This window comes from Xanthomonas sp. fls2-241-TYG-148, from assembly GCF_030208815.1.
GTDB classification, from domain to species: Bacteria; Pseudomonadota; Gammaproteobacteria; order Xanthomonadales; family Xanthomonadaceae; genus Xanthomonas; species Xanthomonas campestris.
In genome coordinates this window covers 602,315-628,316 of sequence record NZ_JARVTE010000001.1, presented here as the reverse complement: position 1 = coordinate 628,316, position 26,002 = coordinate 602,315, and the positions used below count along the sequence as shown (strand labels likewise).

23 protein-coding genes and 1 other RNA gene are annotated in these 26,002 nt (G+C 65.6%); 8 read left to right on the top strand and 16 right to left on the bottom strand.

Annotation, left to right across the window (positions count from 1 at the left end; genetic code table 11):
- Nucleotides 1-11: 11 nt before the first annotated feature.
- Entirely contained in the window at nt 12-461 is a 450-nt protein-coding gene (locus tag QRM60_RS02860; protein ID WP_114997528.1) for a DUF2147 domain-containing protein, read from the bottom strand.
- A gap of 193 nt (nt 462-654) precedes the next feature.
- A complete protein-coding gene (locus tag QRM60_RS02855; protein WP_103699918.1) occupies nt 655-1,044 on the bottom strand; it encodes a VOC family protein in 390 nt (129 codons plus the stop codon).
- Between the two features lie 345 nt (nt 1,045-1,389).
- On the opposite strand from QRM60_RS02855, the gene mmuP reads away from it, so the two are divergent.
- Both mmuP and mmuM read left to right on the top strand, forming a co-directional pair.
- Entirely contained in the window at nt 1,390-2,787 is a 1,398-nt protein-coding gene (mmuP, locus tag QRM60_RS02850) for an S-methylmethionine permease (RefSeq protein WP_115555678.1), read from the top strand.
- On the top strand, nt 2,784-3,746 hold the full coding sequence (gene mmuM, locus QRM60_RS02845; protein ID WP_115555679.1) for a homocysteine S-methyltransferase: 963 nt from the start codon (nt 2,784-2,786) through the stop codon (nt 3,744-3,746). Before mmuP ends, mmuM begins: the two co-directional genes overlap by 4 nt.
- A 6-nt stretch (nt 3,747-3,752) precedes the next feature.
- Here the strand turns inward: mmuM and QRM60_RS02840 are convergent, their stop codons facing one another.
- From QRM60_RS02840 to QRM60_RS02830, 3 genes are all read right to left on the bottom strand, one after another.
- On the bottom strand, nt 3,753-5,669 hold the full coding sequence (locus QRM60_RS02840) for a DUF885 family protein (protein WP_011269918.1): 1,917 nt from the start codon (nt 5,667-5,669) through the stop codon (nt 3,753-3,755).
- Nucleotides 5,670-5,879: 210 nt separating this feature from the next.
- Entirely contained in the window at nt 5,880-6,656 is a 777-nt protein-coding gene (locus QRM60_RS02835) for a queuosine precursor transporter (protein ID WP_012438830.1), read from the bottom strand.
- Nucleotides 6,657-6,660: 4 nt separating this feature from the next.
- A complete protein-coding gene (locus QRM60_RS02830; RefSeq protein WP_011036539.1) occupies nt 6,661-7,332 on the bottom strand; it encodes a DUF502 domain-containing protein in 672 nt (223 codons plus the stop codon).
- A 164-nt stretch (nt 7,333-7,496) separates the two neighbouring features.
- Here QRM60_RS02830 and QRM60_RS02825 point away from each other — a divergent pair, with 164 nt between their 5' ends.
- The gene (locus QRM60_RS02825) at nt 7,497-8,852 is read left to right on the top strand and encodes a hypothetical protein (RefSeq protein ID WP_192884148.1); all 1,356 of its coding nucleotides are present in this window, start codon (nt 7,497-7,499) and stop codon (nt 8,850-8,852) included.
- 200 nt (nt 8,853-9,052) lie between these two features.
- On the opposite strand, the gene QRM60_RS02820 is transcribed toward QRM60_RS02825, so the two are convergent.
- Entirely contained in the window at nt 9,053-10,600 is a 1,548-nt protein-coding gene (locus QRM60_RS02820; protein ID WP_285445567.1) for an alginate export family protein, read from the bottom strand.
- A 412-nt stretch (nt 10,601-11,012) separates the two neighbouring features.
- Between QRM60_RS02820 and QRM60_RS02815 the strand changes: the two genes are divergently transcribed.
- The 3 genes from QRM60_RS02815 to QRM60_RS02805 all read left to right on the top strand — a co-directional run bounded on the left by QRM60_RS02815 (nt 11,013) and on the right by QRM60_RS02805 (nt 12,593).
- Nucleotides 11,013-11,375, top strand: a complete 363-nt coding sequence (locus QRM60_RS02815; RefSeq protein ID WP_040941562.1) for a PadR family transcriptional regulator — start codon at nt 11,013-11,015, stop codon at nt 11,373-11,375.
- Nucleotides 11,372-12,283: a sensor domain-containing protein gene (locus QRM60_RS02810; RefSeq protein WP_285445566.1), complete on the top strand. Its 912-nt coding sequence runs from the start codon at nt 11,372-11,374 to the stop codon at nt 12,281-12,283. Before QRM60_RS02815 ends, QRM60_RS02810 begins: the two co-directional genes overlap by 4 nt.
- 235 nt (nt 12,284-12,518) lie before the next feature.
- Nucleotides 12,519-12,593: non-coding RNA, sX9 sRNA (locus QRM60_RS02805), on the top strand.
- A 212-nt stretch (nt 12,594-12,805) separates the two neighbouring features.
- On the opposite strand, the gene QRM60_RS02800 is transcribed toward QRM60_RS02805, so the two are convergent.
- Both QRM60_RS02800 and QRM60_RS02795 read right to left on the bottom strand, forming a co-directional pair.
- Nucleotides 12,806-14,113 (bottom strand): polyhydroxyalkanoate depolymerase, encoded by a 1,308-nt coding sequence (locus QRM60_RS02800; RefSeq protein WP_012438824.1) that lies wholly within the window; start codon nt 14,111-14,113, stop codon nt 12,806-12,808.
- Nucleotides 14,114-14,267: 154 nt separating this feature from the next.
- A complete protein-coding gene (locus QRM60_RS02795; RefSeq protein ID WP_161960790.1) occupies nt 14,268-14,870 on the bottom strand; it encodes a class I SAM-dependent methyltransferase in 603 nt (200 codons plus the stop codon).
- A gap of 71 nt (nt 14,871-14,941) precedes the next feature.
- Between QRM60_RS02795 and QRM60_RS02790 the strand changes: the two genes are divergently transcribed.
- Nucleotides 14,942-15,388 carry a CopD family protein gene (locus QRM60_RS02790; RefSeq protein WP_011036547.1) on the top strand — a complete coding sequence of 149 codons (447 nt, stop codon included), beginning with the start codon at nt 14,942-14,944 and terminating at the stop codon, nt 15,386-15,388.
- A gap of 126 nt (nt 15,389-15,514) precedes the next feature.
- Here the strand turns inward: QRM60_RS02790 and QRM60_RS02785 are convergent, their stop codons facing one another.
- The 8 genes from QRM60_RS02785 to lpxD form a co-directional block, all read right to left on the bottom strand.
- The gene (locus tag QRM60_RS02785; protein ID WP_103699911.1) at nt 15,515-16,270 is read right to left on the bottom strand and encodes a tetratricopeptide repeat protein; all 756 of its coding nucleotides are present in this window, start codon (nt 16,268-16,270) and stop codon (nt 15,515-15,517) included.
- A 57-nt stretch (nt 16,271-16,327) separates the two neighbouring features.
- On the bottom strand, nt 16,328-17,287 hold the full coding sequence (locus tag QRM60_RS02780) for an acetyl-CoA carboxylase carboxyltransferase subunit alpha (protein WP_011036549.1): 960 nt from the start codon (nt 17,285-17,287) through the stop codon (nt 16,328-16,330).
- Nucleotides 17,288-17,434: 147 nt separating this feature from the next.
- On the bottom strand, nt 17,435-21,031 hold the full coding sequence (gene dnaE, locus QRM60_RS02775) for a DNA polymerase III subunit alpha (RefSeq protein WP_285445565.1): 3,597 nt from the start codon (nt 21,029-21,031) through the stop codon (nt 17,435-17,437).
- A gap of 245 nt (nt 21,032-21,276) precedes the next feature.
- The gene (locus tag QRM60_RS02770) at nt 21,277-21,999 is read right to left on the bottom strand and encodes a ribonuclease HII (protein ID WP_115555689.1); all 723 of its coding nucleotides are present in this window, start codon (nt 21,997-21,999) and stop codon (nt 21,277-21,279) included.
- Nucleotides 21,996-23,312: a lipid-A-disaccharide synthase gene (gene lpxB, locus QRM60_RS02765; RefSeq protein ID WP_285445564.1), complete on the bottom strand. Its 1,317-nt coding sequence runs from the start codon at nt 23,310-23,312 to the stop codon at nt 21,996-21,998. The genes QRM60_RS02770 and lpxB overlap by 4 nt, the downstream gene beginning before the upstream one ends.
- On the bottom strand, nt 23,309-24,100 hold the full coding sequence (gene lpxA, locus QRM60_RS02760) for an acyl-ACP--UDP-N-acetylglucosamine O-acyltransferase (RefSeq protein ID WP_285445563.1): 792 nt from the start codon (nt 24,098-24,100) through the stop codon (nt 23,309-23,311). Before lpxA ends, lpxB begins: the two co-directional genes overlap by 4 nt.
- A 21-nt stretch (nt 24,101-24,121) precedes the next feature.
- On the bottom strand, nt 24,122-24,583 hold the full coding sequence (gene fabZ, locus QRM60_RS02755; RefSeq protein WP_014507233.1) for a 3-hydroxyacyl-ACP dehydratase FabZ: 462 nt from the start codon (nt 24,581-24,583) through the stop codon (nt 24,122-24,124).
- The gene (gene lpxD / locus QRM60_RS02750) at nt 24,580-25,593 is read right to left on the bottom strand and encodes a UDP-3-O-(3-hydroxymyristoyl)glucosamine N-acyltransferase (RefSeq protein WP_285445562.1); all 1,014 of its coding nucleotides are present in this window, start codon (nt 25,591-25,593) and stop codon (nt 24,580-24,582) included. Before lpxD ends, fabZ begins: the two co-directional genes overlap by 4 nt.
- A 127-nt stretch (nt 25,594-25,720) precedes the next feature.
- On the opposite strand from lpxD, the gene QRM60_RS02745 reads away from it, so the two are divergent.
- Nucleotides 25,721-25,921, top strand: coding sequence for a hypothetical protein (locus QRM60_RS02745; RefSeq protein ID WP_011269917.1), 201 nt, complete (start codon nt 25,721-25,723; stop codon nt 25,919-25,921).
- The last annotated feature ends 81 nt before the right edge of the window (nt 25,922-26,002 follow it).

Here is a 26,002-nt window from a genome sequence, read left to right as displayed (position 1 = left end):
CGAATCCCGACCTACTCGCGCACCCAGGTCTGCGTGCGGCCCAGGGCTTCAATGCCGACATAGCCGCGCATCTGCAGCTTCTTGCCGCTGTCGGTCAGGGTGATCTTGGCCTTGTAGGTCTTGCCCTTGGCCGGGTCCAGCACCGAGCCGCCGCCCCACACGGCGGTGCCGTCGGGCTTGAGGCCCCACAGGATGGTCATGCCCTTGATCGGCTTGCCTTTCAGCGCACCGTCGCACTTGTCGCAGGTGGGGTTGGGCCCATGGTTGGATTGCAGGATCTCGACCACCTTGCCGCTCAACGTGCCGTTGGCGGCCTGCTCGATCTGCACCACCGACTTGGGCTTGCCGGTTTCATCATCGATGGTCTTCCAGCGGCCCACCGGCGAGTCGGCGGCCTGGGCCAGCAGCGAAGCGGCGGCCAGCGGCAGAGCCAGCATCAGGGTCTTGAAGGTCTTGCGCATGTGTCCCCTCCCAGGGAGTGCAGTGGCCGCCGTCGGCAGCCTGATCGCAATGTATACCGTGGAGTATGGTGGCGGAAAGCCGCGCTGCGGCATGCATTCATCCGGGTCGGCGCGCCTGGCGGGCGCGACCGTACTCGGTCGGCGGGGCTTACTACCTGCCGTTGTTCTGCTTCAGCAGCGATCAGTACTTCTCTCACGCCATCTCATACAACTCCAGCGGCAGGTCGTCCGGGTCGGCAAAGAAGGTGAAGCGCCGGCCGGTGTATTCGTCCACGCGGACCGCCTCGGTGTCCACGCTGTGGGTGGTGAGATGGGCGATGGCCGCATCCAGATCCTGCACGCGGAAGGCCAGGTGGCGAAGGCCACGCGCCTCCGGTCGGCTGGGCCGCAGTGGTGCGCCCGGAAAGGAGAACAGCTCAATCTGCCCGCCATCCGGCAGCGCCAGATCCAGCTTCCAGGAGTCGCGCGCCTGCCGGTAATGCTCATCGAGCACGCGTAGGCCGAGGATCTCGCAATAGAACTGCTTGGAACGTGCGTAATCGCCGGCAATGATTGCAACGTGGTGGATCCCCGCGAGCATCATGCGGCGCTCCTGGCGGTGGCCTGCGGCGCGATAACCAGTGGCGACAGAATCGACAGGCCGCAGCGTTCAGTGCGCAGGCGTTTGCGCTCGATGGAGCGCGCGGCAGCACGGAGCGCGCGGACTTTGCGAGATTCAACTGCACGCGGCAACGGCAGGGCATCGATGATGCGGGAGCCCGCGTGGTAGGTGCGATAACAGGATGGCATGGCGGCAAGCTGGCAAAAACGAGTCGTCAGGATACCCGCATGCCGCTGAGCGGCAGGGCCACGTCACAGCTCGCCATCGCATGGCTGTGCTCGCCTGCACGTGCGTGGCAGGATGGGGCGCCACCGATCAGAACCACGCATGTCCGAGCCCTCGTCCACCGCCACACCGCAGTTCCAGCGCAGCATGCAGGTGCGCCATCTGGTGATGCTGTCGCTGGGCGGTGTGATCGGCACGGGATTGTTCTTCAACACCGGCTACATCATCGCCAGCACCGGCGCGCTGGGTACGGTACTGGCGTACCTGATCGGCGCGCTGGTGGTGTATCTGGTGATGCAGTGCCTGGGCGAGCTGGCGGTGGCGATGCCGCAGACCGGCGCGTTTCATGTGTATGCCGCGCGCTATCTGGGGCCTGCCACCGGCTACGTGGTGGCCTGGTTGTACTGGCTCACCTGGACGGTGGCGTTGGGGTCGAGCCTCACCGCTGCGGCGTTCTGCATGCAGTACTGGTTTCCGCACAGCCCGGCGTGGCCGTGGTGCCTGCTGTTCTGCGTGCTGATTTTCAGTTTGAACATGGTGTCGGCACGCTGGTTTGCCGAAGGCGAATTCTGGTTTTCGCTGATCAAGGTGGTGACCATTGTGGTGTTCATCGTGCTGGGCGGCGCGGCGGTGGTCGGCTGGCTGCCGTTGGCCGACGGCAGCCCGGCGCCGGGAGTGCGCCATCTGCGCGCCGATGGCTGGTTTGCGCACGGCACCGTGCCGATCCTGATGACAATGGTGGCGGTGAATTTCGCTTTCTCCGGGACCGAGCTGATCGGCATCGCAGCCGGCGAAACTGCACAGCCTGCACGCGCAATCCCGCTGGCGATCCGCACCACGTTGATCCGTCTGGTGGTGCTGTTCGTCGGCACCGTGCTGGTGCTGGCTGCGTTGCTGCCGGCGCACGCGGCGGCGGTGGAGACCAGCCCGTTCGTGCGCGCCTTCGAGCTGCTGGGCATTCCGTATGCCGCAGGTCTGCTCAACGCGGTGATCCTCACCGCGATCCTGTCGGCGGCCAACTCCGGGTTGTATGCGGCGGCCCGCATGCTGTGGTCGTTGGCCAACGAGGGCACCTTGCCGGCGCGCTTTGCGCGGCTGACCCGGCGTGGCATCCCGCTGCCTGCGCTGGTGCTGAGCATGCTTGGCGGGCTGCTGGCGCTGCTGACCGGTGTGTACGCGGCCGACACCGTGTTCGTGGCGATTTCTGCAGTCTCCGGGTTTGCGGTGGTGGTGGTATGGCTGAGCATCTGCGCCTCGCATTACTGTTTCCGCCGCCAGCTGCTGCGTGACGGCATCGCACTGGAGAGCCTGGCCTACCGCGCGCCGTGGTATCCGTGGACGCCGCTGATTGGTGGTGCGCTGTGCGTGCTGGCCTGCGCTGGGCTGGCGTTTGACCCGCAGCAGCGCATTGCGCTGTGGTGCGGGATTCCGTTCATGGCGCTGTGTTACGGCGCCCATGCAGTGACCCAAAGGCTTGCAGCCCGGAGAGTGCGTCCATGATCGTTGTGCCCCGCCAACCGCGCGCCGGCGCGCCCTTCAGTGATGTCTTGCAGCGCGACGGTGAGGTGGTGCTGGATGGCGCGCTGGCCACCGAGCTGGAACAGCGCGGCTGTGATCTCAACGACGGCTTGTGGTCGGCACGGGTGTTGATGGAGCAGCCGGAACTGATCTACCAGGTACACCGCGACTACTTCGCCGCCGGTGCGCAGTGTGCGATCACCGCCAGCTACCAGGCCACGCCGCAGGGCTTTGCCGCGCGCGGGCTGGGCCTGGCGCAGTCGCAGGCGTTGATTGCACGCAGCGTGGCGCTGGCGGCGCAGGCGCGTGCGGACCACCTGGCCGCGCATCCGCAGGCGGCGCCGCTATGGGTGGCGGGCTCGGTGGGGCCGTATGGCGCCTATCTGGCGGATGGTTCCGAATACCGCGGCGACTACGCGCTGCCGGTGGCGCAGATGCGGGACTTCCATCGCCCGCGCATCGCGGCGTTGGTGGATGCCGGCGTGGATCTATTGGCCTGCGAAACCTTGCCGTCGGCCGGTGAGATCACCGCCCTGCGCCTGTTGCTGGAGGAGTTCCCGCAGGTGCATGCGTGGTTTTCGTTCACCTTGCGCGATGCCGCGCATCTGAGCGATGGCACGCCACTGGCGCAAGTGATTCCGGCACTGGACGCCTGCCCGCAGGTGGTCGCGGTGGGCATCAACTGCATTGCGATCGAGCAGGTCACCGCCGCGCTGCAGTCGTTGGCCGCGCTCACCAGCTTGCCGCTGGTGGTGTATCCCAATTCCGGTGAGCACTACGACGCCAGCGACAAGCGCTGGCATGCGGGAACCACAGCGGCGTGTTCACTGGCGACGCAACGTGCGCAATGGCATGCGGCCGGTGCGCGTTTGATCGGTGGCTGCTGCCGCACCACGCCGGCCGACATCGCCGCACTGGTGGCGGCGCGTACGGCTGGCTGAGCGTGCTCAGCCTTTCTGCGTGGCGATCCAGCGCTGCACTTTGTCCTGCAGGATCTCCAGCGGCACCGAGCCGTCCTTGAGCACTTCGGTGTGGAAGGCGCGCACATCGAAGCGCGGCCCCAGCTCGCGTTGCGCCTGTTCGCGCAACTGGCTGATCTTCATTTCGCCGACCTTGTAAGCCAGCGCCTGACCAGGAATGGCCAGGTAGCGGTCAACTTCCGCCTCGGCGTCCTCGCGGGTGACGGCCGAGTTCTGCAACATGTAGTCGATGGCCTGCGCGCGGGTCCAGCCCTGGCTATGCAGGCCGGTGTCCACCACCAGCCGGATCGAGCGCAGCAGCGCGTTCTGCAGGTAGCCGTAGTAGTTGTACGGGTCCTGGTACAGCCCCAGTTCGCGGCCCAGCGATTCGGCATACAGGCCCCAGCCTTCGATGAAGGCGGTCTCGCCACCGAAGCGGCGGAACTTGGGCAGGTCAGTCAATTGCTGCTGCAGGCCGAGTTGGTAGTGATGGCCCGGCACGCCTTCGTGCAGGAACAGGCTTTCGCCTTCCCAGCGCGGGCGCGCGGGCAGGTTGGAGGTGTTGACGTAGAAGATGCCCGGCGTGTTGTCGTGCGGGTTGGGGCGCATGTACGAGCCGCTGGCCGCCGCTTGCGCGCGCTGTGGCTCCACCGGGCGCACGTCCAGGGCCGGGATGCCCTGGGTGGCGAACAGGCGGGGTACCGCGGCCTGCACGCGGCTCTGCAGGCCACGATAGGCGTCCAGCAGTTCGGACTCGCTGCGGAACACGAAGCGCTTGTCGGTCTGCATGAACTTGTAGAACTTGGGCAGGTTGCCGCGAAACTTGACCTGCTTGGCCACGTTCTGGATCTCGCCCTGCAGGCGCGCCACCTCGTCCAGGCCGGTCTGGTGGATCTGTGCCGGGGTCAGGTCGGAGGTGGTGCTCTGGCGCACATCGTAGGCGTACCAGGCGGCGCCGTTGGGCAGCGCGGCCAGACCCGCGGTGTCGCGGCAGGCCGGCAGGTATTCGGTGGCGATGAAACCGCGCAGTGCGCGGTAAGCCGGCATGATGCGGAACTCGATCATGCGCTTGTACTCGGCGGTGATGCGTTGTTTGTCTGCCTCGGGCATGTCGGCGGGCAGGTTGCGGATTGGCCCCCAGAACAGGCTTTCTTCGGCACTGCGCGCAATGATCGCGTCCAGCTGCGGCAGCACTTTCTCCATCAAGGCCTTGGGCTGCACCACCCCGGCCTGCATGCCCGCACGCATGTTGGTGATGGCCTGGTCGAACAGGTCCGGGATGCCGAGCGCGCGGCGCGACCAGTTGTCGTAGTCCTTGACGGTGTTGAACGGCTGCGCGCCGGTGCCCGAGCCCATGACCACCGCAATGCTGGCGATGTTGTAGAACTGGTTGATCGGCAGCATCCAGCTCGGGAATTGCTCGGCCGCCAGGGCGCTGCGCGCATCGCGCACGAAGATCTGGTAGCTGAGCAGGTCCTGCCCGCTGAGCCCATCCGGGCCGATCGCCTCCACCTTGGCCAGCCACAGCGTGGTGAAGTCGTGCGACTGCTGGCGGAACGCAGGCGACAGGAAGTTGGGAAGCTGGTCGTTGTAGCGGCTCTCGCCCTGGAAGGTGGCCTGTAACGGGTTGAGCTTCAGCGAGGCATCCCAGTACTGGTCGTACAGCAGCGTGAGTTGCTGTGCCTTGCTCTGCACCACCGGTGCCACCACCGCGCGTGGCTTGGCCTTGGCCTTGGTGCTCCTGGCCGGCTTGGTGGACTTCTTGGCCTTGCCCGCCTTCGCGCGCGTTTGCGAGGTCTGTGCCTTGCCGGTCTTCTTCTTGGCTGCATCGGCCGGTGCGGCCAGCGACAGGCTCAACACGGCGGCCATGGCCAGGGACAGCAGGCGGGAAAAGCTAAGCGGCATTACCGGCTCCGGAAACAAGCGAGCGGGGAGCTTGCCCGATCCGCACCGTTACGGCCAGCCACCAGGGTCATGGCCTGCGCGTGCAATTCATGCACGGCACGGGCAGGGCGCCTCGTAAGAAATAAATGCTGCGGTGCGATAACGTGCCGCACGGCTTGTGCTGCAAGCGTTGACGGCGCCAAGTTCGGTCGCTCGTCGCGGCCGCCTGGCTCAATCGGCGGCAGCTTCTTCGCGCAATTGTTCGGCGCGTTCGGCGCCCAGATAGGCGCCGATGGCGCGGCGCGCCAGATACAGCAACGGAATCAGCGCGATCGCAAAGCCCATCTTGTAGAGGTAGTTGAGCGTGCTCACTGCCAGGAACTGGTCGGTGGACCAATGCTGTGGACCCAGCACGAAGGCGATGTAGATCACCACGAAGCTGTCCACCAGTTGCGACACCGCCGTGGAGCCGGTGGCGCGCAACCACACGTGTTTTTCGCCGGTGGCACGGCGGATGCGGTGGAACACCGACACATCGATCAACTGCCCGAACAGAAACGCCACCAGCGAGCCGCCGATGGTCCACAGGCCTTGCCCGAACACCGCCGCAAAGGCGGCCTGGTAGTCCGGCACGCCCTGGCTCTGAGCGGCGGTGACCCACCAGCCGGCCGGTGCCAGCGCGATGGCTGCAAACGCGAACACGAAGCCGTAGCCGATCAGGCCCACCGCCACCCACGAGATGAAACGCACCCCGCGGCTGCCGAAGAACTCGTTGATGGTGTCGGTCATGATGAACACCACCGGCCACAGCAAGGTGCCGGCGGTGAAGCTGAGTGAGCCGGTCTGCCCGAACAGGTTCCAGTTCAACGGCGCGATGCCGAGGGTGTCTTCCAGCGCAAAGATCTTGACGCCGATGAACTCGGCCAGCGCGGCGTTGACGCAGAAGAACGCGGCCAGCGCGATGAACAGCCGTACCGCACGATCGTCGAGGGTACGCACGTGTGTCATGGCGTCAGCGGTCCGCAGTCCGGGTGAAAGGAACGGTCTCCGGCGACACGGCGCCGCCGGAAATGATGAAGCTCATCGCCTGGTCCACGGTCCAGTCGGTGGGCGTGAGCAGCTCCACCGGCACGATCTCCAGATAGCCGGAGGTGGGGTTCGGCGTGGTCGGCACATACACCGCCGCCAGCTCGCGGCCGGTGCCCTGTTCCTTGATCACGCGGGTGACCAGGCCAACCGATTTCATATCGCGATGCGGGAAGTCGATCAGCACCACACGTTGCGTGCTACCCGGCTGCGTCTGCAGGATGTCCAGCAACTTGCGCGCGCTGTCGTAGACCACGCTGGCCAACGGAATGCGCCGCATGATAGCTTCGAACCAGCGCAGCAGCCGCTGGCCGATCACGCGCCGGCTCAGCACACCCACGAACAGGATCACCGCCACCGTGGCGATCAGCGCAATGGTGTTCTGCACCCACAGCGCCGTGATCCAGCCCAGGTAATGCGGGAACGAGGCCGCAATGCGTCCGGACAAGGGCACCACCCACGGGCTGCTGATGCCCGACAGCAGCGAGAACACGAACTTCACCACCACCCAGGTCAGCCAGACCGGCAGCAAGGTGAGCAGGCCGGTCAGGAAGACCCGTTGCACGGAGGGACGATGCGGAGCAGAGGATTCAGACATGCGCGCATTGTAGGCATTCGCTTGCGGCCGGTGGGCCTGTGGTTCGGCCAGCGCGTGGCGCGTTCGCGTCGGCAGCGTGGTGCGGTACAGCCGCCATTCGGGCAATCGCATCCGGTAGTTGGCCCCCGCTAAGATGCCAGCCTTCTCCAGGGAAGGTGTCTGCCATGCTCACAACGTTCTTGAAATGGGCCCTGCTGTCGGTGGGTGTGGTGGTTGCGTTGCTGGTGGGAGCCTATGCGCTCTCCGCGCGTTGGCCGATCCCGCAGGCGCAGCAGCAGGCGCTGGCGCAACTGCGTCAGCCACGGCCCGCGCCGCCGGCGGGGTCCAACCTGTTTGTCGCGCTGTGGGCATCGCCGTACACGATTCCAAATGAGGAACAGGAAGCGGTGCTGGCCCGCGACCTGCAGCGCTTCCAGCGCACGCCGGTCGCAAGCGGATTTCGCAGTGAACTGAGCCGCTATCTCCGCGCGCCGGCGTGGCCGGCGACTGCGCCGCCCAAGTGCAGTTGGGCCGCGTCCGGATGCCTGGCCCAGGTGCGATCGCAATCGCGCAGCTATGCCGCTGCGCTGGCGCCACAGGCGCCGTTGATGGCACGTATGGCGAGCTTCTCGCAGCATGCCTACTACCGCGATCCGTTTCCGCGCCGTATCGACTCGCCGCTGCCGGAACTGCAGGGATTGACGTTGTCGATGACCCAGCACGCGCTGGACTTCGTGCAGGGGCGCCAGGCGCAGGCGGTGGCCGCTGTCTGCAGCGATGCACAGGTGGCGCGCGTGTTGTTGCGCAGCGACGAGAGCCTGATCGTCACGATGATTGGTGGGGCAATGTTACGCGGCAATGCCGACCTATTTGCGAGCATGCTCAGCGAGCTGCCCGTCAACGCAGCCCTGCCGGCGCAGTGCGCCAGCGCATTTGCACCGTTGCGCGTCGAGGACAGTAGCCTGTGTGGCGCGCTGCATGGCGAGGCCAGGATTGTCGATGCGGTGTATGCGCAAATGCTCGGCGAAATGGACCAACGCGCGCAGCGTTGGTACGACCGCGCTGTGCTGAAATTTTTCGATGCCGAGCGCACGCGTGCACTGACAGCGCCCAACTACACCTGGGCCTGCAGCGATGCCGTACGCAAGCAGCTGGTGCAGGATGCACGGGTTGACGACAGTGCCCTGGCACCGCTGCCCGCGAAGGATGTTGCCTGCGTGGCCAACGCCGTCGGGTGTGTGTTGGCGGATGCCCAGTACAGCGATGGTGGCAATTATCAGCGTCAGTTGCAGGACACTGCCGCGGCGATGCGGTTGATTGGCGTGGTGCTGTGGCTACGCGAGCACCCCGATGCGCGCCCGCTCGCGCAGCGCCTGCAGGAGCTCCCGGACGAACTGGTGCGGCCAGCACGTGCCATCACGATTGCAGCGCAAGGGCAGACCGTGCAGGTGCCGCGTTATGCGCGCCATACGCAAGCGATCTTGCAGTTCCCGCTGGCCGGCAGTGCCTTGGCGAATTCACCGGCCGTATCGCTGCAGTGAATCGCGGCAGTGCGTGCACTGCGTGGCTTCGGTATCTATGCGTGCAAGCGCGCTGCTGACGCGCACTGCGTGGCGATCACCGCAGTGCCTGTGTTGCTCGTCGCCAGGCAACGCTGCTGCCGATCACGCAACGGCCGCCAGGAATGCTCCGGGCGGCTGTGCGGTGTGATCAGCATCGTGCGGCAGTGCGCCGCGCTTGCCTAGAAGCGGAAGTTCAACCAGCCCATCACGAAGGTGGAGTCGCCGTAGCCGGCTTTTTCCAGTGCCGGGCCGGCCATCAGATGCTCGGCGCGGAAGGTCACCGACCAGTTCGGGTCGATGTTCCAGGTGGCGTTGATGCGCGGCATGGTGCCGATGCGGCGCTCGCCGGTGTTCTGCGTGCGTGCGTAGGCGCGTGCCTGGTTGTTGTAGATGGCATCGCTGGTGGTCTGCCGCCACAGGGTTTCCCACTCCAGATTCACGGTGATCTTGGAGGTGGGCGAGAAGGTGAATGTGGGCGCAGCGGTCACCAGATTGACCGGGCCGAAGAACGTGGCCCAGCTGAAATAGATGGTGTTGCCGTAGAGGAAATTGTTGTTGCGCAAGGTGCCGGTGCCGGAGGTGCCACCGCCGCCGGAGGCGATTTCGCTATGGAAGCCCAGGCGCGGTTTCCAGCCGCTGTCGCTCAACGTCCAGGCATTGGAGGTGCTGGCCATGTAGGCGCGCAGGTCGCGTCCGCCGAAGCTGCCGCGCTGCACGGTCACGAACGAATCGGTGCGCAGCTTGCCCACGTTGCCCCACAACCGCAGGCCGTAGTAATTGCGGTTTTCTTCGGCGGTCTGGCGGCCCCACACCTGGTTGTCGTTGCGGAACTGATAGAAGAACGGCTCCAGATACATCGGCTTGGCTGTCGGTAGGCGATAGCCGCCCACCACGCCACGGAAATGCCGCGAGCGGTCGATGCGGTCATCGCCCAAGCCCTCGGTGCCATCCAGGTTGAAGTTGAAATCGAACACGTCCACACGTGTCTTCTCGCCGATCGCCCAGGCGCGCACGCCGTTGAAGGTCACGAAGATGTCGGTGTTGTCGCGTAGCGCCATCAAGGTGGTCGGCCCGTCCACAAACACCTGGCGGCCAACGCGCAGGCCGAGGTCGGTTTCGGCAACCTGGCCCTTCACGTCGAAGAACACCTGCTGCAGGATCGCGTTGTTTTCCTGCGTACCGGTCTTGGCGCCTTCATTGCGCCCGTCCAGGCTGCCATGGGCCAGTTCCGTGTACAGACGGAAGTGCTCGCCCACGTGCAGGTCGGCGCCAAAGAACGCACGGAACAGATACTGCTGCTGCGAGTGGCTGCCCGGAATCAGGCCAGGGTTGGTCACCGTATTGCTGCGCACGCGCAGTTCGTTGTTGAGCGTCAGATACACATCGCCGGACTCGCTCAACGGAATGAATTTGAGCGGATCAAACGGGCTCTTCCGCTTGGAGGGGTCTTTCAGATACGACCAGTCTTCGGCCCAGCGCACCTGCCACATGTTGCCGCCCTGCTTGGCACCCCAGCCCTGCGCTTCCAGCGGATAACCGGTGGGTGCGGGCGGTGCCGGCGTCTTGGCCGGTTCGGCCTGCGGCTGTTCGATCGCGGGCGCGGCTGTCTGCGCCTGCTTCGCAATGCTCACGCCCGAAAGCGACAACCCGATCGCAAGGCACAGGCACTTGGTGGCGCCAAAGGAAGTGTCAGCCATGGACGGCCGTGCCGAACGCGCAAATCGCATCTTGTTACCCCATCAAAAAGTGAAAACCACCTGAGCGAGGTTTATCGGCACAGGGGCCACCGACTGTAGTGGAGCCGTACAGGAAAGGCAGTAACCCAAAGGTTCTAAGCTCATGAACGGACTTGGGTTTGGCAATGCGAGCGCGACAGGCCGGGAATCGGGAATGGGGAATTGCGAAGGCGTGCAGTCGTCGCCTAGGTCGCCTGATTAAAAAGAACGCGGGCTCACGCACATAAAGCGCGTGTGCGGCAGAACATCACAAGCGTGGATTTGACGCGCGACTGGCAGATCACGTGCACCGCCGTTGCGATTCCCGATTCCCCACTCCCAATTCCCGGCTACATGACTACCGGCACATTCGCTATACCCAACTTCTACATAGTATTGCCTTCGACCTAGTGCGGGGGTGGCAATGAACGAGCCGGATGCCTATCTGAAGAAATTTCAGAAGGAGCTCAGCGCCGGCACGGTGTCGTTGGCGTTGCTGGCGGTGCTGGCCCAGGCCGACGCGCCGCTGTACGGCTATCTCATCGCCAAGCGGCTGGAGCGGCTGGAAGGTGTGCTCAGCGGCAAGCAGAGCGCGCTGTATCCGGTGCTGCGCAACCTGGAAGGGGCCGGGCTGTTGCAGAGCCATGTCGAGCCATCGGCCTCCGGTCCGCCACGTCGCTATTACCGCATTACCGAAACCGGGCGTGATTGCCTGCGCGCGTGGACGGCCGCCTGGCGTGCCACCCGCGATTCCGTCGACTCTGTGCTGGAAGGGACCCACTCATGAACACGATTACGCCACCGCGTCCGCTGCCGACCACCATTCCCGATTACCTCACGCAGTTGCGTCACGCGTTGGCTGGCGCGGACCCGGCGATGATTCAGGACGCGCTCTACGACGCCGAGGAATACCTGCGCGCCGAACTGGCCGAGCAAGCCGGCAAGAGCGAGGCCGAGGTGATTGCCGGTGTGGCTGGCAGCTACGGCGCGCCCGACGAAGTGGCCGAGATCTACCGCGAAACCGAAGTCACAGTGACACGTGCATTGCGCCCGCCACTGCCGCCCAAGCGGAGTTCGTGGATCGGCAGTTTCTTCGGCGTGGCTGCCGATCCGCGCACCTACGGCGCGCTATTTTATCTGCTGCTGTCGCTGGTCACCGGCGTGTTCTATTTCAGCTGGGTGGTCACCGGCGCCAGTCTCTCGGTCGGGCTGCTGATCCTGATCATCGGCGTGCCGCTGTTGGTGCTGTTCTTCGGCTCGGTGCGGCTGCTGTCGCTGGTGGAAGGGCGGGTGGTGGAAACCCTGTTGGGCGTGCGCATGCCGCGTCGGCCGCCACATCCGGGCATTCCGGGTAGCTGGTTGCAGCGCATCGGCGCGATGTTCACCGACGCGCGCACCTGGAGCACGATGCTGTACTTCCTGCTGATGCTGCCGCTGGGCACCGTCTACTTCACCGTGATCGTGACCTTGTTGTCGCTGTCGCTGGGCTTTGCCGCAGCACCGCTGCTGGCGTTGCTGGATACCGGCGTGCTGTTTACCTTCGGCGACACGGCGTATGCGAGTGGATGGCTGTCGGTGCCGGTGTGCGCGATCGGCGTGCTGCTGCTGTTCGCGACGCTGCACCTGGCGCGTGGACTTGGCAGCTGGCACGGCATGCTGGCCAAGCATCTGTTGGTCAAGAGCGGCGAGGGCTGAGTGCGTTGGCGCGTGAGGCTTGTTTCGTATTCGGCGAAGAGGTGCGATGGCGCTTGCGACGGCAGTGCCATGCCTGGGTCACCGTCGCTGTTGACGTGTTTTGCAGCGAAGGCCACGGGCGAGCTGCAGTGCAGGGCAATGATCCACGGTGCACGCGCCGCGAATGACGACTTAGAGCAGCTATCAAAACGACTGCGCAGCCGCCAGGCGGGCGCGGCCAGTGCTCGGAATCGGCATGTACCCGCGTACATTCCGGTTCCTCCGCGCCGTCCGCACCCACCTGACGACTGCTCGCTACGTTTCGTTAGCCGCTCTTAGCCAGCGCCGCTGCAATGGTTTGATGGACGCTAGAACCAGGCGATCAGTCTGCATGCCGTGCACGACCAACCATGCACTGTGAAGTCCGATCGACAGCAGCCAGACGCACGCCGCAGACCAACGCGCTCACGCGGAAGTACTGCTAGAAAACAGGCATAAAAAAAGCGCTCACGATCGAAAGACCGGGAGCGCCTATGGCGGCGATCAGGCGCGCTTGCCGCGCTTGCGGATCGGCGTGACGGTGGCCGGGTCGCGGCTGCCGACCGGGTCGGCGTCGTAGCGGGCAATGAACTCGCGCACTTGCGGGTACACCACCTCACGCCAGCGACGGCCGCTGAAGATGCCGTAATGGCCGGCGCCTTCCACCACCAGGTGGCGACGGTGCGCCGCGTCGATGCCGGTGCACAGATCGTGCACGGCTTCGGTCTGGCCCAGGCCGGCGATGTCGTCCAGCTCCCCCTCGATACTCAGCAAGGCGGTGTTGCGAATCGCCGATGGCATCACCAGCTGGCCGTCCACCTTCCACTTGCCTTGCGGCAGCAGGAATTCCTGGAACACCACGCGGATGGTGTCCAGGTAGTACTCGGACGGCATGTCCAGCACGGCGTTGTATTCGTCATAGAACTGGCGGTGCGCCTGCGCATCCTGCAGGTCGCCCTTGACCAGGTCGGTGTAGAAATCCCAATGCGACATCACGTGCCGGTTGGGGTTCATCGACAGGAAGCCTGCGTGCTGCAGGAAGCCCGGATACACCTGACGGCCATGGCCCGGATACGGGAACGGCACGGTGTGGATCAGGTTGTTCTGGAACCACTCGATGCCGTTTTCGGTCGCCAGGTTGTTGACCTGGGTCGGGCTACGGCGCGCATCGATCGGCCCGCCCATCATCACCAGCGAGCGCGGGGTGGGCTCATCGTTGGACGCCATCAGCGACACCGCCGCCAGCACCGGCACGGTGGGCTGGCACACGCTCACTACATGCAGGCGCTCGGCACCGATGTGGCGAATGAATTCCTGGATGTAGGCGATGTAGTCCTCAAGCCGGAACGCGCCGGCTTCCAGCGGCACCATGCGCGCGTCCACCCAATCAGTCACATAGACCTTGTGGTTGCGCAGCAGGGTCCGCACGGTGTCGCGCAGCAGTGTGGCGTGGTGTCCAGACAACGGCGCTACCACCAGCACGGCCGGCTGCTGCTTCATCGTGCCGATCAGCTCGACATGGTCGCTGAAGCGCTTGAAGCGCAGCAGGCGGCAGAACGGCTTGCTCAGCACCTCGCGTTCGATGATGGGCAGCGAGTGGCCATCCACCTCGACATCGTCGAGCGCCCAGGCGGGCTTTTCGTATTCCTTGCCCAAGCGATGGAACAGCTCGTTGCTGGCGGCCATGCGCTCGGCACCCGGGAGCGAGGCCCACAGGCTGTCGGGGTCGGAAAACATCTTGGCGTTCGCCTGGGCCTGATGCACCCAGGGGGCTAGCAGATTGCGGGTCAGCTCATGCAGTTGATAAAGCATTCCACCCATCCGTGCGGCTCTTTGCTGCCGCGCAGCATACCCGGTTTGGCGCATTTGCACCTTAATGGGGCTGCGAACGGTAGAGGCCGTCAAGTCAACTGTGCTAATGCGACGCGGCCAGCGTGCGGTCAGCCGGAATGCGCTGCGGCCCTGCTCAGCTGTGCTCCAGCGCCGCCGCCTCGCCCCGCAACGGTGGCGACAGCCAGCAATGCGAGCCGAGCGCAGTGAAGCCCACGCTGGCGAAGCGGCGCCGGTACCAGCGTGCCGGCCGCGCCTGGAAGCCCTCATGGTCGCCGTCAAAGGCGTCCTCTTCGGCAAAGGTCTCCAGAAAGGCCACCCCGGCACACATCTCGGCCAGGCCGGGCAGGCCCTGGTTGAACTCGCGTGTGGGCACGTAATGCAGCACGTCCGAGCAGATCAGTAGATCCACCGGCGCGCACGGACGCAGCCAGGCAAAGTCGCCGAAGCGGGCCGGGTGGATCTGGCGGCTGCGCCCGTAGCGTTGCACCGCGTACTCGCTGCTATCGAACCCCAGGTACTGCAGCTTCGGGCGCAGCGCCAGCAGTGGTGCACGCCAGGCGGCTTCGCCGCAGCCCACATCGAGCACGGTGCGGATCGGGCGCTCCAGGTAGTACTCGGCCTGGGCCACGGCCAGTGCGACCTTTCGCCGCAGGCGTGCAGGGTCTGCCAGCCCCGCATCGCGGTACCAGCGGGTGAAATAGGTGGCGTCGTACTGTTTGTCGTCGGGCTTGTGCATGCGGATGCGCTTTCGCGCGAGCGGATAGGTGAAAATGCGGGCCATCCTACGCGAGCCAGCGGAGCCAGCGCATGACCCTGTATTTGTGGATCAAGACCTTCCACCTGTTGTTCGTCATCGCCTGGATGGCCGCGGTGTTCTATCTGCCCCGCATCCTGGTCAACATCGCCGAAGCCGGCACCGACACCGCCGTGCGTGCGCGCCTGGTGCTGATGGGGCGGCGGCTCTACAAATTCGGTCACAGCATGCTCGGGCTGGCGCTGCTGCTAGGCGCGGTGCTGTGGCTGGGGTACCGGGTGATCCCGGACTTCCCCACGATGGTGGCTGGCGGCTGGTTGCACGCCAAGCTGTTTGCCGTCGCGCTGATCCTGGCGCACTACATCGTGGCCGGGCGTTGGTTGAAGGGCGTGGACCAAGGCCGGGCACTGCCCAGCGGGCGCGCGCTGCGCCTGTTCAACGAAGTGCCGGTGGTGTTGCTGGTGGGCGTGATCTGGCTGGTGCTGGCCAAGCCGTTTTAAGGGCCACTCTGGCGGCAACGTCGCCATGCCATCAGGCGTGGTGATCGATCTTGCGAGAAGACAGATCTGTGGGGCGATCACAACGCATCGCCTTGCCGCACTGACGCAGACAGTGCAACGCAGCGCTTACGCCGTGGTGCCCAACTCGCTCAAGCCCTTGCGCGCCAGCTCGACCCAGCTGCGTTGTTCGCGCTGGTAATGCTTGGGCGAGGCCCCAGCGTGGCGTAGCACCTGCTCGTACATTGCCTTGGCCTGGTCGGTACGTGCGGTGCGCTGCAGCAGCTGTGCATACCGCACGCGCGCTTCTTCGCCCGGGTAGCCCTGTGCCAGCGTTTCGTACTCATGCAGGGCGGCGTCGATGTCGCCGCTGTCTTCTACCGCACGGGCATACAGCAGGTGCCCATCATGCGAGCGGAAGGTGGGATTGGCTGCGATCAATGCATCCAGGGTCTGGCGTGTCTGGGCCGGCTGGCCGAGCCCGAACTGCGCCTTGGCCAACCCGAGCATCAGGTGCGGATCGTCGCGATACAAGCCGCGCAGCGCGCCCTGGAAGTGCTCGGCGGCCTGGGCGTAATCGCCTTGGGCCAGCAGCGTTTCGGCGAGCTGGCGGCGGTTTTCCGGGGTGTCGGCCACGTCCAGGCGGCGCGAGGCGTCGCGCTGTTCGCGTTGCGGGTCCAGTTTGCTACGCACGCGTTTGAGGCTGCGGCGCGCGTTCGGGTCGTTGCGCAGGTCTGGAATCACCGCTACGAACACATAGACCAGCACCGCCAGCAACGAAAACGCCAACAGCAGGAAGATCCAGTACAGCGGGCGGCCGCTGCGCACGACGTGCACGCAGCAAGCGGCTTGCAGAACCAGCGACAGCAGCAGGAGAGGGCTCATCGGTGCAAGGATTCCATTCCGTGGCCGCGCATTTGCGCGGCGATCATTGCCAGTGACTCAATGCCCTTCGTAGGCACCGTAGCTGCGCAGACGCTCGTAGCGTTGCTGCATCAGCGCGTCTACCGGCACTTTTTCCAGCGCGTCCAATTCGTTGAGCAACACGGCCTTGAGCCGCTTGCCCATCTGTTCCGGATTGCGGTGCGCGCCGCCGGTGGGTTCACGGATCACCTTGTCGACCAGGCCCAGGCCCTTCAGGCGCTTGGCGGTGAGGCCGAGCTGTTCGGCGGCGTCCTTGGCCTTGGCGGCATCCTTCCACAGGATGGACGCGCAGCCTTCGGGCGAAATCACCGAGTAGGTGCCGTATTCCAGCATCAGGGTGCGGTCGCCCACGCCGATCGCCAGCGCGCCGCCGGAGCCGCCTTCGCCAATCACCGTGCAGATCACCGGCACTTTCAGCTCGGCCATTTCCATCAGGTTGCGTGCGATCGCCTCGGACTGGCCGCGCTCTTCGGCACCGATGCCGGGGTAGGCGCCGGGGGTGTCGATGAAGGTCAGCAGCGGCAAGCGGAAGCGCTCGGCCAGCTTCATCAGGCGCAGCGCCTTGCGATAGCCTTCCGGGCGCGGCATGCCGAAATTACGCGCCACCTTGCTCTTGGTATCGCGGCCTTTCTGGTGCCCGATGATGACCACCGGGCGGCCATCGATGCGGCCCAGGCCACCGACAATCGCCTTGTCGTCGGCATAGGCGCGGTCGCCGGCCAGTTCCTGGAATTCGTCGCACATGGTGTTGATGTAGTCCAGCGTGTACGGGCGCTGCGGATGGCGCGCCAGCTGCGATACCTGCCAGGCCGACAGGTCGCGGAAAATCTGCGCAGTACGCACGCGCAGCTTGTCGCGCAAGGCACGCACTTCCGCATCGACATTCACTGCAGGGCCGGTGCTGGCCTTGCGCAGCTCCTGGATCTTGGCTTCCAGATCGGCGATGGGTTGCTCGAAGTCGAGGTAGTTAGGATTCATGCAATGGCGTCGTCAACGTAAGGCGGGGAGTGTAGCTGAAGCGGTGTCTGCGGCCCGTACGGGGGCGTTGGGAGAATCGGGAATCGGGAATCAAAGCAGGGCGGCTGGCTGCTCTGCTGTTGCGATTCCCCATTCTCGATTCCCGATTCACTGCGCCCACGGCGGGCTGTACTTGACCTTCAGCGTGCGCACGGCAGGGTCGGCGCGCAGGCTGTCCATCAGTTGCTGGTCGATGCGCACCGAGTGGCTGCCGTTGAGGTCGAGCATGCCGGCCACGCCGCCGGCCGGCGAGCGCAGCAGCAGGTCCAGGCGCAGCGGCGTCTTGCCGGGGCGGTGCTTGGCCAGCAACGTGTCGATACGGGACCAGGCTTGTTTCTCGCGCAGGTCCAGGCGCAACGACAGCCGCTGCGCATGGTCGGCGCAGATCTGCTCGTAGTCCCAGCATTGGCGGATGCGCAGGCTGTAGCCGCCATTGAACTCATCCTCGCGCAGGCCGCCCTTGATGATCAGGATGCGATCGCGGGTGAGCAGGTGGCCGAACTCGGCCATCGCATCGGAGAACGCGCTGCATTCCACCCGGCCGCGGCCATCTTCGAGTTGCACGAACACCTGGCTGTCGCCCTTGCGGCGCACGCCCACCACCTGGCCGGCCAGGATGGCGCTGACTTCAGGACGCCAGGCGCGCTTTTCACCATCGCCGCCTCCACCGCCGCCGCCGCCGCGCTGCTGCGAGGCCAGGATCTTGTCGAGCGCGCTCAGGTCGCAGCCGACCAGTTCGCGCACTTCGTCGCGGTGCGGATCGAACGGATGCCCGCTGAGGTAGAAGCCCAGTGTTTCGCGTTCGCCGGTGAGCAACTGGCCCAGCGGCCATTCCTTGCTTTCGGGCAGGTCCAGGCGCATCGCCGGCGCACTCGGGTCGGGCCCGCCGAACAGCGAGTTCTGGCCGGAGGCACGTTCGCGTGCCATCTGCTCGGTGGCCTTCATCACCTCCGGCAATTGCAGCATCAACGAAGCGCGGTTCTTGCCCAGCCCGTCCATCGCACCGGCGTTGATCATCGCTTCCAGCGTGCGGCGATTGAGCTTTGCGGTGCCCACGCGCGTGCAGAAATCCAGCAGCGTGGTGTAGGGGCCGTTGCGCAGGCGCTCTTCGACGATGGCCTCGCACGCGCCCTGGCCAACGCCCTTGATCGCGCCCAGACCGTACTGGATCGTGTCCGGGCTGGCGGCCTCGAACATGTAGGCCGACTCATTGACGCGCGGCGGCAGCACGGTGAGGCCGAGGTTGCGCACCTCATCGAGAAAGCCCACCACCTTGTCGGTGTTGTCCATATCCGAGGACAACGTGGCCGCCATGAATTCGGCCGGATAGTGGCGCTTGAGCCAGGCGGTCTGGTAGCTGACCAGCGCATAGGCGGCGGCGTGCGACTTGTTGAAGCCGTAGCCGGCGAACTTCTCCATCAGGTCGAAGATTTCATCGGCCTTCTGCGCGCTCACGCCGCCTTTGGCCGCGCCTTCGCGGAAAATTTCGCGGTGCTTGGCCATTTCGGCCGGCACCTTCTTGCCCATCGCACGACGCAACAGGTCGGCGCCGCCCAGCGAATAATCGCCGACGATCTGCGCCATCTGCATCACCTGCTCCTGATACACCATGATGCCGTAGGTGTCTTTCAGGATCGCTTCGGTGCGCGGATCGGGATAGATGATCTCCTGCTGGCCGTGCTTACGCGCGTTGAAGTCCGGGATCAGGTCCATCGGGCCGGGCCGGTAAAGCGACACCAGCGCGATCAGGTCTTCGAAGCGGTCCGGTCGCGCGTCCTTGAGCAGGCGGCGCATGCCCGAGGATTCGAACTGGAACACCGCGCCGGTGTTGCCGGAGGCGAACACGCCCTTGTAGGTGGGCGCATCGTCCAGCGGAATGGCGGTGATATCGACCGGGTCGATGCCGGCACGTGCGTGGCGCACGTTGATCGCCTTCACCGCCCAATCGATGATGGTCAGCGTGCGCAGGCCCAGGAAGTCGAACTTCACCAGGCCGACTTCTTCCACGTCGTTCTTGTCGAACTGGGTGACCGGATTTTTGCCGCGGCCGCCTTCGTCGTGTTCGGCGAACAGCGGGCAGAACTCGGAGAGCGGTTCGGGCGCGATCACCACGCCGCCGGCGTGTTTGCCGGCGTTGCGGGTGAGGTCTTCGAGCTGGCGCGCCAGGTCCATCAGGTCGCGGACATCGTCCTCGACCTGGTAGCGCTGGATCAGCTCCGGCGAGGCCATCTCCGAGTCCTTGCCTTCGCCCATCGCGTCCTTAAGCGTGATGCCCAGGATGTTGGGAATCAGCTTGGCGACGCTGTCGACCAGACCGTAAGTGAAGCCAAGCACGCGCCCGGCGTCGCGCACCACTGCCTTGGCGGCCATGGTGCCGTAGGTGATGATCTGGCTGACCCGCTCGCGGCCGTATTTGCGCGCGACGTAGTCGATCACCTCATCGCGGCGGTCCATGCAGAAGTCGATGTCGAAGTCGGGCATCGACACGCGCTCTGGATTCAAGAAGCGCTCGAACAGCAGGTTGTACGGCAGCGGGTCCAGATCGGTGATCTGCAGCGCCCACGCCACCAGCGAACCGGCACCGGAGCCGCGGCCCGGGCCGATCGGGATGCCCTGGTTCTTTCCCCACTGGATGAAGTCGGCCACGATCAGGAAGTAGCCGGGGAAGCCCATCTTGATGATGGTGTCCAGCTCGAATTCGAGCCGGTCCACGTAGTCCTGGCGGGTCTTGCCGGGCGCGATCGGATTCTTTTCCAGGCGCGCGGCCAGACCGTCGCGCGACTGGCTGCGGATCCAGCTGTCCAGGGTTTCGTCTTCCGGCACCGGGTAGGCGGGCAGGAAGTAGGTGCCCAGGCGCATCTCGATGTTGCAGCGCTGCGCCAGCGCCAGCGTGTTGTCGATGGCGTCGGGCACATCGGCGAACAGCGCCGTCATCTCCTCGCTGGACTTGAGGTATTGCTGGTCGCTGTAGTCGCGCGGGCGCTTGGGGTCGTCCAGCACGCGACCGGAGGAAATGCACACGCGCGCTTCGTGCGCTGCAAAGTCGCTGGCATACAGAAAGCGCACATCGTTGCTGGCGACCACCGGCAGGCCGCGCACGCCGGCGGCATGCAGCGCGAACTGGTTGAAGCGCTCCTCGCCCTCGCGGCCGGTGCGTGTCAGTTCCAGGTGCAGGCCGTCGCCGAACACCCGCTGCCAGTCGGCGAGCTGCTGCTCGGCCAGGTCGGCGCGGCCTTCGGCGAACAGCCGCCCCGCCAGGCTGTCGCGGCCGGCCAGTGCGAACAGGTTGGCATGCCCGGCCTGCAGCCATTCGGGGTGGATCGCCACGCCGCCTTCGGGGCGGTGGCCTTCCATCCAGGCACGGGTGAGCAGCCGCGACAGGCTCAGGTAGCCGTCGCGGTCGCGGCACAGCAGGGTCATACGCCAGGGCGTCATGTCCGGCGTGGCGATCATGACATCGGCGCCGGCGATGGGCTTGATGCCCACGCCTTCGGCGGCCTTGTAGAACTTGACCAGGGCGAACAGGTTGTTCAGGTCGGTGACCGCCAGCGCAGGCAGGTCGAGTTCGACCGCGCGGCTCAGCAGGTTGGCCTGCTTGGCTTTTTTCGGGTCAGCCTGATCCGGTTTCTCGGGCACGCGGATGGTGGAATCCGCCAACGAGAACTCGGTGTGGACGTGCAGATGGACGAAGCGGGAAGTGGACATGCGAGACCGGAATAATGCGCGGTCAGGGTAGCGATGGCGGGCGGGTGGAACAAGGCTTGACAGCGGGGTTCACGCGCTGCGCCCAGGCGGGGCAGGGGCTGGGCGGCGCGGGTGGTTCAGGCGGCGGCGGGTTGCGCCGGTGTGCAGACAGGTGGATGCGCAAGCTGCGTGGCGAGCGCGAGAGCCTCGTAGTGGCGACCCGGGGACCCGGTGACCCGGTGACCGGCAGACGGCAATGGATCGGCTTACTCGGCCAGCAGCAGTCCATCGGCCGGCGCGCAGGGCACGTCCCAGGCGGTTTGGGCCGTCTCCAGCCCCAGGGCGCGACGCACCGGGGCAAAGCTGCGCCGGTGCTGCGGGCAGGGCCCGTGGGTCTGCAGGGCCGCCAGATGGGCAGGAGTGCTATAGCCCTTGTGCAGGTCGAAGCGGTATTCGGGGTGCTGCGTATGCAGCTCGCGCATCAGCCGGTCGCGGGTGACCTTGGCCACGATCGAGGCCGCCATGATGGCGCGGTCCAGTGCATCGCCGCCGATCAATGCCTCGGCCGGGCAGGGCAGCCCTTTGGGCACCCGGTTGCCGTCGATGCGCGCAAACCCGGCCACATGCGCCACGCCTTCCACCGCACGGCGCATGCCCAGCATGGTGGCCTGGTAGATGTTGATGCGGTCGATCTCGTCGCTGTCGATCAGCACCACCGACCAGGCCAGCGCGCGATCGACGATGCGTGCATACAGCTGCTCACGGCGCTCGGCGCTGAGCTGCTTGGAATCGTCCAGCCCGTTGATGCGCGGCTTGGCCGGGTCGAACACCACCGCAGCCACGGCCACCGGCCCGGCCAGCGGACCACGGCCGGCTTCGTCGACGCCGGCAATGAGGCGGGAATCGGGAGTCGGGAATGGGGAATCGGTAAACAGCGCGTTCTGCGCCGCCGGAACGACGATCACGCGGTCCGAGCTTGAGCGCGTCATGACCCCGCTCCTCCCGATTCCCGATTCCCGATTCCCGAATCCCTGCCTTCAAGCAGCTCAGCCACCGCCTCGGCCGCGCGCGTCGAGGCGTCCTGGCGCAGTTGCGCATGCAGGGCCAGATAGCGCGACTGCAGGCCGGCGACGTTTTCCGGGTGCTTGAACCAGTCCAGCAGAGCCACGCACAGGCGCTCCGGGGTGCAGTCGTCCTGCATCAGCTCCGGCGCCAGGTCTTCGTTGGCCAGGATGTTGGGCAGGGCATAGCGGTTGACCTTGAGCAGGCCCAGCGTCTTGACGATGCGGTAGGTGAGCGGCGCGACCTTGTAGCCCACCACCATTGGCCGCTTGACCAGCATCGCTTCCAGGGTGGCGGTGCCGGAGGCCAGCAGCACCACGTCGGCGGCCAGCATCGCGGTGCGCGCCTGGCCATCGAGCAGGTGCGAGCGCATCACCGGCAGCGAACTGCGCGACAACTGCTCGGCCAGCAACTGCTTGCAGCCCGGATTGGCGGCCGGCACCAGCACGTGCAGGTTGGGCAGGTGCTCGGAGACCAGCCAGGCCGCCTGGAAGAAGGTGTCGCCCAGCCGGCTGATTTCGCCATGCCGGCTGCCTGGCAGCACCGCCAGCACGGTGCTGGAGGTCGACAGCCCCAGCTTGGCGCGTGCGGCCTCGCGGTCGGCCTGGTAGGCAATGGCATCGGCCATCGGGTGGCCGACGAAGCGCGCATCCACGCCGTGCCTGGCGTAGATCGGCGGCTCCATCGGGAACAGGCACAACACCAGGTCGGCGCTGACGCCGATCTTCTCGGCACGCTTCTCGCGCCAGGCCCACACCGAGGGGCTCACGTAATGCACGGTGCGCACGCCGCGCTGCTTGAGCCAGCGCTCCACCGGCAGATTGAAGTCGGGCGCGTCGATGCCGATGAAGACATCCGGCTTCCACGCCAGCACGCGCTCGCGAAAGGCGCTGCGCAATTTCAGCAGGCGCGGCAGATGCCGCAGCACTTCGGTCAGGCCCATCACCGCCAGCTCGCTGGCGTCGAACCAGGTCTGGCATCCGGCACTGCGCATCGCATCGCCGCCGATACCGACGAATTCGGCATCGGGATAGCGGCGGCGCAGCGCGTCGATCAAGCCGGCACCGAGGATGTCGCCGGATGCTTCACCGGCGATCAGGGCGATACGTGGAGCGCGCATGCGCGCGCCGGGAATCGGGGGTGGGGAATGGGGAATCGATGCGGCATCCGGGACGGTGACGGCCGCACCAACATGCGCGCCTGCACCGTGTTCCGGTTCTCGATTCCCGATTCCGGTCATCGCAGCAGCGGCCGTTCCGCCGCCTCGATGAACTCGAGCAGCCCCCGCACGTCGTCGCTGTCGCGCGCCTGTTCGGCCAGCTGCAACTTTGCTTCGGCCAGCGGCAGGCCGGCCACATACAGCGTGCGGTAGGCGCGCTTGATCGCGGAGATCCGCTCGGCATCGAAGCCGCGGCGCTTGAGCCCTTCGCTGTTGATGCCGCGCGGGCGGCCCAGCGAGTCGCTGCCCACCATGGTGAACGGCGGTACGTCGCCATTGGTCAGCGCGCCCATGCCCAGGAAGGCGTGCGCGCCGATCCGGCAGAACTGATGCGCGCCGGCAAACCCGCTGATGATCACGTAGTCGCCCACGGTGACGTGGCCGGCCAGCGTGGTGTTGTTGGAGAACACGCAGTGGTTGCCGACATGGCAGTCGTGCGCCACGTGCGTGTAGGCCAGCATCCAGTTGTCGTCGCCGACCACGGTGATGCCGCCGCCGCCGCCGGTGCCACGGTTGATGGTGACGAACTCGCGGATCACGTTGCCGTTGCCGATCACCAATTCGGTGTGCTCGCCGGCGTACTTCTTGTCCTGCGGTTCGCCGCCGATCGCGGCGTGGCCGATGAAGCGGTTGTTGCTGCCGATCCGGGTAGGGCCGTGGATCGAACAATGCGGCCCCACCTCGGTGCCGGCGCCGATCTCCACGTCTGCGCCGATCAGCGAAAACGCGCCGACGCGCACATCGCCGGCCAGCCGCGCCGCAGGGTCGATGACAGCGGTGGGATGAATCAAGGGTGCCTGATCACGCATCGTCTCACCTCCAAAAACGGGTTATTCCTTGGCGCCGGCGCACATGACTTCGGCACTGGCCACGATTTCGCCGTTGACCTTGGCTTCGCCGTAATAGCATCCCATGTTGCGGATCAGGCGCTTCATCTGCACCTCCAGGATCAGCACATCGCCCGGCACCACCTGCTTGTTGAAGCGCGCGTTGTCGACCTTGACCATGTAGAACAGCTTGGACAGCGCATCGCGGCCCAGGCCGAGCTGGGTCATCACACCGCCGGCCTGCGCCAGCGCTTCGATGATCAGTACGCCTGGCATCACCGGACGGGTCGGGAAGTGCCCCTGAAAGAACGGCTCGTTGATGGTGACGTTCTTCTGCCCGACGATGCGCTTGGCTTCCAGATCCAGCTCGATGACGCGGTCGATCAGCAGGAACGGGTAGCGGTGCGGGATCAGCGTCTGGATCTGGTTGACGTCGATCGGCAGCTCGTAAATGGGGTGACTCATTGGTTCTCCTTGCCCACAGCCAGAATGCGCCTTGCCAGCGCATCGAGTTGTTTGAAGCGCGCGGCATTCTTGCGCCACGTGCGATTGTCGGTGAGAGGGGTGCCGGACGAATACTCGCCGGGCTCATGGATGGAATTGCGCACCACCGACTTGCCGGTGATGACCACCTTGTCGCAGATCTCCAGATGGCCAACCACGCCAACGTGGCCGCCCAGCAGGCAATAGCGGCCGATCTTGGCGCTGCCGGCGATACCGGTGCAGCCGGCGATCGCACTGTGCGCGCCGATGCGGCAGTTGTGGGCAATCTGCACCAGGTTGTCCACGCGCACGTCTTCTTCCAGCACGGTGTCTTCCAGCGCGCCGCGGTCGATGCAGGTGTTGGCGCCAATTTCGCAATCGTCGCCGATCACCACGCCGCCCAGCTGCGGCACCTTGATCCAGTGGCCGGCGTCCATCGCCAGGCCAAAGCCGTCGGCGCCGAGCACCGCGCCGGGATGCACGCGCACGCGCTTGCCCAGGCGAACGCGGGTGACCAGGGTGACGCGGGCAATCAGTTCGCATCCGTCATCGACCACGCAGTCTTCGCCGATAATGCTGCCGGCGCCGATCACGCAACCATCGCCCACGCGGCTGCCCGCGCCAATGCTCACGAACGGGCCGACATGCGCGGTTGGCGACACGATGGCGGTCGGGTCGATAACCGCGGAGGCGTGGATGCCGGGCGCACGCACCGGCGCGACATCGAATAGCGCAGCGATCTTGGCAAATGCGGTGTACGGGTCCTTGGCGACCAGTGCCGTGCCCTGCGCAGACTCGGCATCGTCAGCACGCAGGATCACCACCGACGCCTGCGTTTCGGCCAGTTGCGGGCGATAGCGCGGATTGGCCAGGAAGCTCAGCTGTCCTGTTCCCGCGTGCGCCAGGGTGGCGACACCGCTGACTTCGGTGGCGCCATCGCCGACAACGGTCAGACCAAATTGCGCGGCAATCTCACTGGCGGTCAAACGCATCAGGTGAACCTCTTTTAAACAGGAAGGCGCTGGTTTTACGAAAAGAAAACGCAACCAACAAGTGACTAAAACTCCGGGCGTATCCCTTGCGTGGTCGCAATCGTGCGGCACACCTAGGAAGAAGCATATGAAAACTGTCCTCTCCGTCTTCGGAAGCCTGGTCCTGCTGGGCGCGGTCAGCACCGCCTCCGCGTATGACTTCTCGGAACAGCAAGCCAATGCGCAGAGCCTGTGGGACCAGCAGGTCCAGTGCGTCAACAGCTCCGATTGGAGCGGCACCGCCGACTGCCTGGGCACCGTGTGGAGCAACTACCTCAGCACCTACTGAGTCAGTCCCGCAAACAGACCTGGTGTAAACAAACAATGGCGGCCCGAGTAGTCGGGCCGCCATTGTTTTGCTGCGTCCTAC

What these genes read in the sequence shown, in the direction of transcription:
- QRM60_RS02860 (WP_114997528.1), bottom strand. Translation starts at nt 461, where the DNA reads ATGCGCAAGACCTTCAAGACCCTGATGCTGGCTCTGCCGCTGGCCGCC.
- QRM60_RS02855 (WP_103699918.1), bottom strand. Translation starts at nt 1,044, where the DNA reads ATGATGCTCGCGGGGATCCACCACGTTGCAATCATTGCCGGCGATTAC.
- mmuP (WP_115555678.1), top strand. Translation starts at nt 1,390, where the DNA reads ATGTCCGAGCCCTCGTCCACCGCCACACCGCAGTTCCAGCGCAGCATG.
- mmuM (WP_115555679.1), top strand. Translation starts at nt 2,784, where the DNA reads ATGATCGTTGTGCCCCGCCAACCGCGCGCCGGCGCGCCCTTCAGTGAT.
- QRM60_RS02840 (WP_011269918.1), bottom strand. Translation starts at nt 5,669, where the DNA reads ATGCCGCTTAGCTTTTCCCGCCTGCTGTCCCTGGCCATGGCCGCCGTG.
- QRM60_RS02835 (WP_012438830.1), bottom strand. Translation starts at nt 6,656, where the DNA reads ATGACACACGTGCGTACCCTCGACGATCGTGCGGTACGGCTGTTCATC.
- QRM60_RS02830 (WP_011036539.1), bottom strand. Translation starts at nt 7,332, where the DNA reads ATGTCTGAATCCTCTGCTCCGCATCGTCCCTCCGTGCAACGGGTCTTC.
- QRM60_RS02825 (WP_192884148.1), top strand. Translation starts at nt 7,497, where the DNA reads ATGCTCACAACGTTCTTGAAATGGGCCCTGCTGTCGGTGGGTGTGGTG.
- QRM60_RS02820 (WP_285445567.1), bottom strand. Translation starts at nt 10,600, where the DNA reads ATGCGATTTGCGCGTTCGGCACGGCCGTCCATGGCTGACACTTCCTTT.
- QRM60_RS02815 (WP_040941562.1), top strand. Translation starts at nt 11,013, where the DNA reads ATGAACGAGCCGGATGCCTATCTGAAGAAATTTCAGAAGGAGCTCAGC.
- QRM60_RS02810 (WP_285445566.1), top strand. Translation starts at nt 11,372, where the DNA reads ATGAACACGATTACGCCACCGCGTCCGCTGCCGACCACCATTCCCGAT.
- QRM60_RS02800 (WP_012438824.1), bottom strand. Translation starts at nt 14,113, where the DNA reads ATGCTTTATCAACTGCATGAGCTGACCCGCAATCTGCTAGCCCCCTGG.
- QRM60_RS02795 (WP_161960790.1), bottom strand. Translation starts at nt 14,870, where the DNA reads ATGCACAAGCCCGACGACAAACAGTACGACGCCACCTATTTCACCCGC.
- QRM60_RS02790 (WP_011036547.1), top strand. Translation starts at nt 14,942, where the DNA reads ATGACCCTGTATTTGTGGATCAAGACCTTCCACCTGTTGTTCGTCATC.
- QRM60_RS02785 (WP_103699911.1), bottom strand. Translation starts at nt 16,270, where the DNA reads ATGAGCCCTCTCCTGCTGCTGTCGCTGGTTCTGCAAGCCGCTTGCTGC.
- QRM60_RS02780 (WP_011036549.1), bottom strand. Translation starts at nt 17,287, where the DNA reads ATGAATCCTAACTACCTCGACTTCGAGCAACCCATCGCCGATCTGGAA.
- dnaE (WP_285445565.1), bottom strand. Translation starts at nt 21,031, where the DNA reads ATGTCCACTTCCCGCTTCGTCCATCTGCACGTCCACACCGAGTTCTCG.
- QRM60_RS02770 (WP_115555689.1), bottom strand. Translation starts at nt 21,999, where the DNA reads ATGACGCGCTCAAGCTCGGACCGCGTGATCGTCGTTCCGGCGGCGCAG.
- lpxB (WP_285445564.1), bottom strand. Translation starts at nt 23,312, where the DNA reads ATGACCGGAATCGGGAATCGAGAACCGGAACACGGTGCAGGCGCGCAT.
- lpxA (WP_285445563.1), bottom strand. Translation starts at nt 24,100, where the DNA reads ATGCGTGATCAGGCACCCTTGATTCATCCCACCGCTGTCATCGACCCT.
- fabZ (WP_014507233.1), bottom strand. Translation starts at nt 24,583, where the DNA reads ATGAGTCACCCCATTTACGAGCTGCCGATCGACGTCAACCAGATCCAG.
- lpxD (WP_285445562.1), bottom strand. Translation starts at nt 25,593, where the DNA reads ATGCGTTTGACCGCCAGTGAGATTGCCGCGCAATTTGGTCTGACCGTT.
- QRM60_RS02745 (WP_011269917.1), top strand. Translation starts at nt 25,721, where the DNA reads ATGAAAACTGTCCTCTCCGTCTTCGGAAGCCTGGTCCTGCTGGGCGCG.